We start from the raw sequence: 9,285 nt of genomic DNA on the forward strand, positions 1-9,285 counted from the left end.
GCCGCCGGCCGCCGCTTCGGCCGCTCGGGCACCTCCAGGTCCAGCGGCGGAACGGGGAAGTTCCCGCCGGACAGCTTCGGCCCGGTCTCCTCCTCGACCCGCCGGTCGGGGATGAGGAAGGTCGCGGCGACCAGCACGGCCAGGGTGATCGCGAAGGCGATCATGAACTGGGTGGTGGTGACGCCCTCGCTGCTCAACGCGCGGATCGCCGCGACCAGCACGAACCACAGCAGCGCGAGGGGCACGAGGACCTTCCAGCCCAGGTGCATGAACTGGTCGTACCGGAACCGGGGGAGCGCCGCGCGGAGCCAGATGAACAGGAACAGGAAGGCGAAGGTCTTCAGGAGGAACCACAGCACCGGCCACCAGCCGGTGTTGAACATGCCGTCGGCGACCGAACCCAGCCCGAAGGGCGCGTGCCAACCGCCGAGGAACATCGTGGTCGCCAGCGCGGAGACCGTGGTCATGTTGACGTACTCGGCGAGGAAGAACATCGCGAACTTCAGCGACGAGTACTCGGTGTGGAAGCCGCCGACCAGCTCGGACTCGGCCTCCGGGAGGTCGAAGGGGGCGCGGTTCGTCTCACCGACCATCGAGATGACGTAGATGAGGAACGGCACCGGCAGCAGGAAGACGAACCACCCCTGCTCGCCCTGGGCGGCGACGATCTGCGAGGTGTACAGCGAGCCCGAGTAGAGGACCACCGTCACGATGGCCAGCCCCATCGCGATCTCGTAGGAGATCACCTGGGCCGCCGACCGCAGCGCGCCGAGCAGCGGGTACGGCGAGCCCGAGGCCCAGCCGCCGAGCAGGATGCCGTAGACGCCGACGGAGGCGCAGGCGAGGACCACCAGGACCCCGGCGGGCACGTCGGCCAGCTGGAGGGCGGTGGTGTGGCCGAAGATGGAGACCTCGCCGCCGATGGGGATCACGGCGAAGGCGAGGAAGGCGGGGATCGCGGCGACGATCGGCGCGAGGAAGTACACCCACTTGTCCGCCAGGGCGGGCCGGATGTCCTCCTTGAACGCCAGCTTCAGCGCGTCACCGACCGACTGGAGCATGCCGAACGGGCCGGCCCGGTTGGGTCCCGGCCTGTTCTGCATCCGCCCGATGACGCGGCGCTCCGCCCAGATCATCAGGATGGTGATGACCATCAGCATGACGAAGATCGCGACCATCTTCACGATGGTCAGCCAGATCGGGTCGTTCGCGATGAGCTCGGCCGTGGGGCTCATCGGCCTCCTCCGTTCTCAGCGCCCGCGGTGCGGTTTCCGGCGCCGCTGACGGTGACCAGTGAGCCGTGGCCGGCTCCGAGAGTTCCTCGAACCCTGGACGGACCGGAGTTCGCCGGCAGCCACACCACGTCGTCGGGCAGGTCGGCGAGCTCGGCGGGCAGGGTGACCGAGCCGCGGTCGGTGCTGACCGTGACCGACTCCCCCTGCGCCAGGCCGAGCCGCTCACCGGTGGCGGGCGAGAGCCGGGCGACGGTGGGACGAGCGGTGTCCGCCAGCTGCGGCTCGCCCTCCTGGAGGGAACCGCGGTCCAACAGCTGCCGCCAGGTGGCCAGCACCGCCTGCCGCCGTCCCGGCCCCTCGGACCGGGGGGCCGGCGGCGCACCGGCGGTGACCGTCGGCGCCGGGACCGGGGCTCCCGTGTGGGTGCCCAGCCGGTCAAGGTCGCCGGCCGCCGCGCTCGGGGTCTGGGTGAACAGGTCGGCGTCCATCTCGACCGCCAGCGTGTCCAGGACCCGGCAGTCGGGCAGCGCGCCGGTGCCGTCGATGGTGGTGCCGAAGGTGCGTCGACGCCCCTCCCAGTTCAGGAAGCTGCCCGCCTTCTCCACGGTGGGCGCCACCGGCAGGACCACGTCGGCGACCCTGGTCACCGCGCTCTCCCGCAGTTCGAGGCTGACCACGAAGCCCACCTCGGACAGCGCCCGCTCGGCGAGGGCCGGGTCGGGCAGGTCGTGGGGGTCGACGCCGCCGACGACCAGCGCGTCGAGTTCCCCGGCCGCCGCCGCCCGCAGGATCCCGGTGGTGTCACGTCCCGGGGTGGCGGGCAGGGTGCCGGCGTCCAGGCCCCAGGCCTGCTCGACCTCGGCCCTGGCGGCGGCGTCGGTCACGGGGCGGCCGCCGGGCAGCAGCGTGGGGACCGCACCGGCGGCGAGGGCGCCACGCTCACCGGCTCGGCGGGGGATCCAGGCGACGCGGGCCCCGGTCCGTTGCGCGGCGCGCAGCACGGCGGAGGGCAGGCCCGGCACCTCGGCGGCGCGTTCCCCGACCAGGATCACGGCGCCGGGAGCGCTCAGGGCCTCCTCGACGTCGGCCGCGTGGCGGGGCAGCGCCTCCAGCGAGGCCGCCTCCCCACCGGGGGCGCAGGCCAGCAGGCCACCGCCGGGCAGGGGCCGCGAGGTGGCGAGCTGGGTGGTGGTCTTGGTCACGGCGGGAGAGGTCCACTGCCCCAGGTGGAAGACCTTGGTCCCGCCGCGCCTCGCCGCCTTCCGCAACCGCAGGAAGACGATGGGCGCCTCCTCCTCCGGCTCGAACGCCACGCACAGCACGGTCGGTGCCTTCTCGATCCCGGCGAAGGTGACCCCGCCGGTCTCGGGGGAGGTGCCGACCACGGTGGAGGCCAGGAAGTCGAGTTCCTCGGCCGAGTGGGCCCTCGCCCGGAAGTCGACGTCGTTGGTCCCCAGGGCCACCCTGGCGAACTTGGAGTAGGCGTAGGCGTCCTCCACGGTGAGCCGTCCACCGGTGAGCACGCCCACTCCGCGCTCCCTGGCGCGCAGCAGGCCGTCCGCGGCGACCCGCAGCGCCTCGGTCCAGGAGGTCGCGCGGAGTTCGCCGCTCTCGGCGTCCCGCACCATCGGCCGCTGGATCCGGTCGGCGGCGGTGGTGTAGCGGAAGGCGAAGCGGCCCTTGTCGCAGAGCCACTCCTCGTTGACCTCGGGGTCGTCACCGGCGAGCTTCCTGGTGACCTTGCCCCGGCGCCAGTCGGTGCGCTCGGCGCAGCCGGAGGAGCAGTGCTCGCAGACCCCGGGGGTGGAGACCAGGTCGAACGGCCGGGCGCGGAACCGGTAGGCGGCGCTGGTGAGCGCCCCGACCGGGCAGATCTGGATGGTGTTGCCGGAGAAGTAGCTCTGCTCCCTCGGCGCGTCCCCGTCGATGTCGGCGGTCACGGCCGTTCCGACCTGCTGCTCGGCGCCCCGCTCGAGCAGGTCGAGGAAGCGGTCACCGGCGATCTCCCTGGAGAACCGGGTGCAGCGCTGGCACAGCACGCAGCGCTCCCGGTCCAGCAGGACCTGCTCGGTGACCTTGATCGGCTTGGGGAAGGTCCGCTTGCGCTCCTCGAACCGGGAGTCGGTGCGACCGTGCTTGAGGGCCTGGTTCTGGAGGGGGCACTCCCCGCCCTTGTCGCAGATCGGGCAGTCCAGCGGGTGGTTGATGAGCAGCAGCTCCATCACACCCTGCTGGGCCTTGTCGGCCACGGGCGAGGTCCGCTGGGTGTTGACGACCATCCCGTCGGCCACCGTCATGGTGCAGGAGGCCTGGGGTTTGGGCATCTTGCGCCCGCCCATCTCCACGTCGACCAGGCACTGGCGGCACGCGCCGGCCGGTTCGAGGAGCGGGTGGTCGCAGAACCGGGGCACCACGATGCCCAGCCGCTCCGCCGTGCGGATCAGCAGTTCGCCCTTGGGCGCGTCGACCTCGATGTCGTCGATCGTCAGCCGGACGTGGCCCTCGGGCACCGGGTTCTCCGAGCCGGACTTCTTCTCAGGGGCAACCGTCATCAGTGCGCTCCTGCCAACGCGGCGTCGGCGGAGCGGTCCGCCTTGCCTGTCCTGTTCTTCTCGCACAGTTCGAGGAACTCGTGCTTGAAGTACTTGATGCCGCTGGTGATCGGGCTGACCGCACCGTCACCGAGCGCGCAGAACGACCGGCCGAGGATGTTGTCGCAGACATCGAGCAGCGTGTCGATGTCCGACTCGGTCCCCTCGCCGCGCACCATCCGCTGCAGCGTCTGGGCCAGCCAGTAGGTGCCCTCCCGGCACGGGGTGCACTTGCCGCAGGACTCGTGCTTGTAGAACTCGGTCCACTTCATCACGGCCCAGGGCACGGAGACGGTCTCGTTGAAGACCTGCACCGCCGTGGTGCCCAGCATGGAACCCGCCTCGGACGCGCCTTCGAAGTCGAGGGGGACGTCGAGGTGTTCCTTGGTGAACAGGGGCGTGGAGGATCCACCCGGGGTCCAGAACTTGAGCGGGATCCCGTCCTTCATGCCGCCGGCGAGCTCCAGCAGCTGGCGCAGGGTAGTGCCCATCGGCGCCTCGTACTGGCCGGGGCGCTCGACGTGGCCGGAGATCGAGTAGATCTTCGGCCCGGGCGAGCGGTCACGGCCCATCGTCCGGAACCAGTCCGAACCACCGTTGACGATGTAGGGAACGCTGGCGATGGTCTCGACGTTGTTCACGACGGTGGGCGAGGCGTACAGGCCCGCCGTCGCCGGGAACGGCGGCTTCAGCCTCGGCTGCCCGCGCCGCCCTTCCAGGGAGTCCAGCAGGGCGGTCTCCTCGCCGCAGATGTAGGCACCGGCGCCGGCGTGCACGACGATGTCGAGGTCGAACCCGCTGCCCAGGATGTCCTTGCCGAGGTAGCCGGCCTCGCGGGCGTCGCGCACGGCCGCGTTGAGCCGCCGGATGCAGTGCAGCACCTCACCGCGCACGTAGATCGCCGCGAAGTTCGCCCTGATGGCGTAGGCGGTGATGATGACGCCCTCGATGAGCGAGTGCGGGTCGGCCATCATCAGGGGGATGTCCTTGCAGGTCCCCGGCTCGCCCTCGTCCGCGTTGATCACGAGGTAGTGGGGTTTGCCGTCCCCCTGCGGGATGAAGCCCCACTTCATCCCGGTCGGGAAGCCGGCACCGCCCCGACCGCGCAGGCCGGAGTCCTTGATCAGCTGGATGAGCTGGTCGGGGTGCGCGCCGAGGGCGCGGCGCAGCGCCGAGTACCCCTCCAGCTGTTCGTAGGTGCGCAGGCTCCAGGACCTGGGGGAGAGCCAGCGCCGCGTCAGGACCGGGGTCAGTGGTGCCACGCCCGTGCCCGGTGTCGGTTCGCTCATCGTCCGTCCACTCCCCTACTTCTTCTCCGGAACCGGGGGCAGCTCCGCCTCGTCCGGCATCGCCGGGGCGGTCCAGCCCTTCTCGGCCGCGATCCGGGCGCCGCGCACCGTCTCGGGAGCGGTGGACGGTGCCTCCACGTCGCTGTCCCGGCCCTCGAAGAAGCCGGCCAGTTGCAGCTCCGCCTGGCGGAAGTCCGTGAGCGGGGCTCCCCGGGTCGGTTCCGGGCGTTCCCCGGCGCGGAGCCTGGCCACCAGCTCGCTGGCCGAGTCGGGCGTCTGGTTGTCGAAGTACTCGTAGTTGACCTGGAGGACCGGACCGAGGTCGCAGGCCGCGAGGCACTCCGCGTGTTCGAGGGTCACCGAACCGGGAGTCCCGGGTTCCCCTGCGGTCTCCTCGTGGCCGACACCCAGTTCACCGCGCAGCCGGGCGTAGATGTCGTCCCCGCCCAGGGCCGCGCACAGCGTGTTGGTGCAGACGCTGACGAGGTGCTCGCCGCACGGCTTCCGCTTGTACATCGTGTAGAAGGTGGCGACGGCGCTCACCTCGGCCGCGCTGAGGTCGAGCTGGCGGGCGCAGAACTCGATGCCCGCCTGGCTGACGTGCCCCTCCACGGACTGCACCAGGTGCAGCATCGGGAGCAGCGCGGACCGGGCGACCGGGTACCGGGCGACGAGCTCGCGGGCCCGCTCGGCGGTCCGCTCGTCGAACGGGGAGCTCGCCGGGTCGCCCGCGGGCTGCCCCTGGGGCGTTCCTGGCTCGTCGTGCTGAATCGTCATCGGTCCACACCACCCATGACCGGGTCGATGGAGGCGACCGAGGCGATCACGTCGGCCACCAGGCCGCCCTCGGTCATCGCTGGCATTGACTGGAGGTTCACGAAGCTGGGTTCGCGCACGTGCACCCGCATCGGTCGGGTACCGCCATCGGACACGACGTGGTAGCCGAGCTCGCCACGGGGCGATTCGACGGGGACGTAGACCTGGCCGGGCGGCACGTCGAAGCCCTCGGTCACCAGCTTGAAGTGGTGGATGAGGGACTCCATCGACTGACCCATGATCTTGCGGACGTGTTCGAGGGAGTTCCCGAGCCCGTCCGGGCCGATGCTGAGCTTGGCCGGCCAGGCGATCTTGCCGTCCTCGACCATGACCGGGTCGCCCTCGGTCTCGGCGAGCTTGGCCAGGGTCTGCTCGACGATCCCCAACGACTGGTCGATCTCCTCGACCCGCAGCAGGTAGCGGGCGAAGCAGTCGGCGTCGTAGGAGGTGGGGACCTCGAAGTCGTACTCCTCGTAGCCGCAGTAGGGCTGGATCTTCCGCAGGTCCCACGCCAGCCCGGCGGACCGCAGGATCGGGCCGGTCGCTCCGAGCGCGATCGCGCCGTCCAACGGCAGGTGGCCGACTCCCTTGAGCCGGCGCTGCCAGATGGGCTGCCCGGTGAACATGCGGTGGTAGTCCGGGATGCGCTTGCGCATCACCTTGAGGAAGTCGCGGATCTTCTCGCCGTAGCCGACGGGGAGGTCCTGCGCGACACCGCCGGGCCGGACGAACGCGTGGTTCATCCGCAGCCCGGTCAGGAACTCGAGCAGGTGCAGGACCTCCTCGCGCTCCCGGAACCCGAAGACCATGCCGGTCGTGGAGCCGAGCTCCATCCCGCCGGTCGCGAGGAAGACCAGGTGGGAGCTGATGCGGTTCAGCTCCATGAGCAGCACCCTGATGATCTGCGCCCGCCGGGGTGCCTCGGTGCCCAGCAGCTTCTCGACCGCCAGGCAGTAGGCGGTCTCGTTGTGCAGCGGCGCCAGGTAGTCCATCCGCGTGATGAACGTGACGGCCTGGGTCCAGGTGCGGTACTCGGTGTTCTTCTCGATCCCCGTGTGCAGGTACCCGATGACCAGCCGGGACTGGGTGACGGTCTCACCCTCCAGTTCGAGCACGAGCCGGAGGACACCGTGCGTCGAGGGGTGCTGCGGGCCCATGTTGATGACGATGCGCTCGTCGTGGCCCGGGGCGCTGGGCAGCTCGTCCCAGTCCCCGCCGGTGACCGTGTAGACCGGCCCCTCGGTGGTGCGCCGCTCGGCGGCGTACGGGTCTCGCCCCTCGCCGACGGCGGTGTCGGTGCCGGTCGTGACGTCGGCAAGCCGTTCGTGACTCATGAGTACGCCCTCCGCTGATCAGGCGGCGGTATCTCGGCGCCCTTGTACTCCACCGGAATCCCGCCGAGCGGGTAGTCCTTGCGCTGCGGGTGACCGTCCCAGTCGTCGGGCATCAGGATCCGCGTCAGCGCCGGGTGTCCGTCGTAGACGATGCCGAACATGTCCCACGCCTCGCGCTCCTGCCAGTCGGCGGTGGGGTACACCTCCACCACGCTCGGCACGTGCGGGTCGTCCACCTCGAGCGTGACCTCCAGCCGGATGCGGCGCCGGAAGGTCATCGAGGTCAGGTGGTAGACGGAGTGCAGCCGCTGCGGGACCTCGGGGCCGTAGTCCACCCCGGACACCGAGCTGCAGAGCTCGAACCGGAGGGAGGCGTCGTCGCGCAGCACCCGGCACAGCGGGAGCAGGTCCTCGCGCCGGACGTAGTAGGTGATCTCTCCCCGGTCGACGGTGACCTGCTGGATGGCCTCCGCCGGGATCCCGTTGTCCGCCATCGCCGCGAGGAGGTCGTCGGTGAAGTCGTCGAACCAGTCGCCGTAGGGGCGTTGGGCCGGCTGCGGGACGTAGGCGGGAAGGCGGAGCCCGCCGTACCCGCTGGTGTCCCCCGAACCCCGGACGCCGAACATGCCCTGACGCGACCTGCCGGCCACGACACCACCCCGGGCCTCGTGCTCGGCCTCCTCCTGGGGGGTCAGCTCGGCGGCACTCGGCGGGGACTCCCCGGCGAGCGGCCCCCTGACCGGGATCCTGCGGTCGGTCTCGTCATCGCTCACGGCAAACCACCGCTCACTTCTTCTTCGCGTAGCGGACGGACGACGGGATCAGCTCGGTGCGGTGCCCGCTCTCGGCGAGCGCGGCGGCGCGCTTCGGACCGAGCGGCTCGTCCATGACCTTGGCGTGCAGCTTCAGGATGGCGTCGAGCAGCGCCTCGGGCCGGGGCGGACAGCCTGGCAGGTACATGTCCACCGGCACGACGTGGTCGACGCCCTGCACGATCGCGTAGTTGTTGAACATGCCGCCCGAGGAGGAGCACACGCCCATCGCCAGCACCCAGCGCGGTTCGGGCATCTGGTCGTAGATCTGGCGCAGCACCGGAGCCATCTTCTGGCTCACCCGCCCCGCGACGATCATCAGGTCGGCCTGCCTCGGCGTGGCGCTGAACCGCTCCATCCCGAACCTGGCGATGTCGTAGCGCGCCCCACCGGAGGTCATCATCTCGATGGCGCAGCAGGCCAACCCGAAGGTGGCCGGCCACATCGACGTCTTCCGGCTCCAGTTGACCAGCTTCTCGACGGTGGTCAGCAGGACCCCGCTCGGCAGCTTCTCTTCCAGTCCCATGACTCTCGCGTGTCCTCCCCGGCTCGCCGGCCTAGTCCCAGTCCAAGCCGCCGAGACGCCATTCGTAGACGAAGGCGATGGTCACGGCGAGCAGGAAGACCCCGACGGCGACCAGCCCGAAGACCCCCAGCCCGCCGGCGGCGACGGCGTAGGGGTACATGAAGACGACCTCGACGTCGAACAGGATGAACAGCATCCCGGTCAGGTAGAACTTGACCGGAATTCGACCGCCGCCGGCGACCGGCACCGGCGAGGGTTCGATCCCGCACTCGTAGGCGTCGAGCTTGGCCCTGTTGTACCGACGGGGACCAACAAGGGGCGCGACCGCGACCGAGAACACCGCGAACCCGGTTGCCAGTACGAACAGCAACACGAGGGGGAGGTAGGACTCCAACACGTCGCCGTCCTTTCATCCTCGCCACTCCCGGCGGCAGAGCCGCCGCCCGAACGAACCCTAAGGGTGGCTATTTCACAAAAACTTCTTAGGCGAGCCTAAGTAGTCCCGTCCTGGCTTCACTCTCCCGAGTGAGACCGATGCCCGGCGGACTTCCGCCGGGACCACAACCACCCGCGGGAGGCAGTAAAGACGCAATTACTGCCCCTTTCAACCAACAGAGCGTGTTCGGTACCTTCCTCCGCCGGGGAGGGGGTTACGCCGTGCGGGCCGGCCGGAAGCGGCCGG

8 protein-coding genes are annotated in these 9,285 nt (G+C 70.4%); all 8 read right to left on the bottom strand.

Translation table 11 applies throughout. From position 1 onward, the window contains the following. Window positions 1-1,235 (bottom strand): NADH-quinone oxidoreductase subunit NuoH (gene nuoH, locus ACTIDRAF_RS0211540; RefSeq protein WP_016698898.1); only part of this gene is annotated, 1,235 nt, incomplete at its 3' end. Then, entirely contained in the window at window positions 1,232-3,787 is a 2,556-nt protein-coding gene (locus ACTIDRAF_RS0211545) for an NADH-quinone oxidoreductase subunit G (protein WP_016698899.1), read from the bottom strand. The genes ACTIDRAF_RS0211545 and nuoH, both read right to left, overlap by 4 nt. Then, the gene (gene nuoF / locus ACTIDRAF_RS0211550; RefSeq protein WP_016698900.1) at window positions 3,787-5,115 is read right to left on the bottom strand and encodes an NADH-quinone oxidoreductase subunit NuoF; all 1,329 of its coding nucleotides are present in this window, start codon (window positions 5,113-5,115) and stop codon (window positions 3,787-3,789) included. Before nuoF ends, ACTIDRAF_RS0211545 begins: the two co-directional genes overlap by 1 nt. Before the next feature lie 15 nt (window positions 5,116-5,130). Further along, the gene (gene nuoE, locus ACTIDRAF_RS0211555) at window positions 5,131-5,892 is read right to left on the bottom strand and encodes an NADH-quinone oxidoreductase subunit NuoE (RefSeq protein ID WP_016698901.1); all 762 of its coding nucleotides are present in this window, start codon (window positions 5,890-5,892) and stop codon (window positions 5,131-5,133) included. Beyond that, a complete protein-coding gene (locus ACTIDRAF_RS0211560) occupies window positions 5,889-7,265 on the bottom strand; it encodes an NADH-quinone oxidoreductase subunit D (protein WP_016698902.1) in 1,377 nt (458 codons plus the stop codon). The genes nuoE and ACTIDRAF_RS0211560 overlap by 4 nt, the downstream gene beginning before the upstream one ends. Next, a complete protein-coding gene (locus ACTIDRAF_RS0211565; RefSeq protein WP_052168790.1) occupies window positions 7,262-7,960 on the bottom strand; it encodes an NADH-quinone oxidoreductase subunit C in 699 nt (232 codons plus the stop codon). Before ACTIDRAF_RS0211565 ends, ACTIDRAF_RS0211560 begins: the two co-directional genes overlap by 4 nt. A 91-nt stretch (window positions 7,961-8,051) precedes the next feature. Next, on the bottom strand, window positions 8,052-8,603 hold the full coding sequence (locus ACTIDRAF_RS0211570) for a NuoB/complex I 20 kDa subunit family protein (protein ID WP_016698904.1): 552 nt from the start codon (window positions 8,601-8,603) through the stop codon (window positions 8,052-8,054). A gap of 31 nt (window positions 8,604-8,634) precedes the next feature. Then, window positions 8,635-9,000, bottom strand: coding sequence for an NADH-quinone oxidoreductase subunit A (locus ACTIDRAF_RS0211575; protein WP_016698905.1), 366 nt, complete (start codon window positions 8,998-9,000; stop codon window positions 8,635-8,637). Between the last annotated feature and the right edge of the window lie 285 nt (window positions 9,001-9,285).

Origin of the sequence: Actinoalloteichus spitiensis RMV-1378, assembly GCF_000239155.1 — a bacterium.
In the GTDB taxonomy this organism is placed as follows: domain Bacteria; phylum Actinomycetota; class Actinomycetes; order Mycobacteriales; family Pseudonocardiaceae; genus Actinoalloteichus_B; species Actinoalloteichus_B spitiensis.

Coding starts and splice junctions, on each gene's coding strand:
- ACTIDRAF_RS0211560 (WP_016698902.1), bottom strand. CDS start 7,265: ATGAGTCACGAACGGCTTGCCGACGTCACGACCGGCACCGACACCGCC.
- nuoE (WP_016698901.1), bottom strand. CDS start 5,892: ATGACGATTCAGCACGACGAGCCAGGAACGCCCCAGGGGCAGCCCGCG.
- ACTIDRAF_RS0211570 (WP_016698904.1), bottom strand. CDS start 8,603: ATGGGACTGGAAGAGAAGCTGCCGAGCGGGGTCCTGCTGACCACCGTC.
- ACTIDRAF_RS0211545 (WP_016698899.1), bottom strand. CDS start 3,787: ATGACGGTTGCCCCTGAGAAGAAGTCCGGCTCGGAGAACCCGGTGCCC.
- nuoF (WP_016698900.1), bottom strand. CDS start 5,115: ATGAGCGAACCGACACCGGGCACGGGCGTGGCACCACTGACCCCGGTC.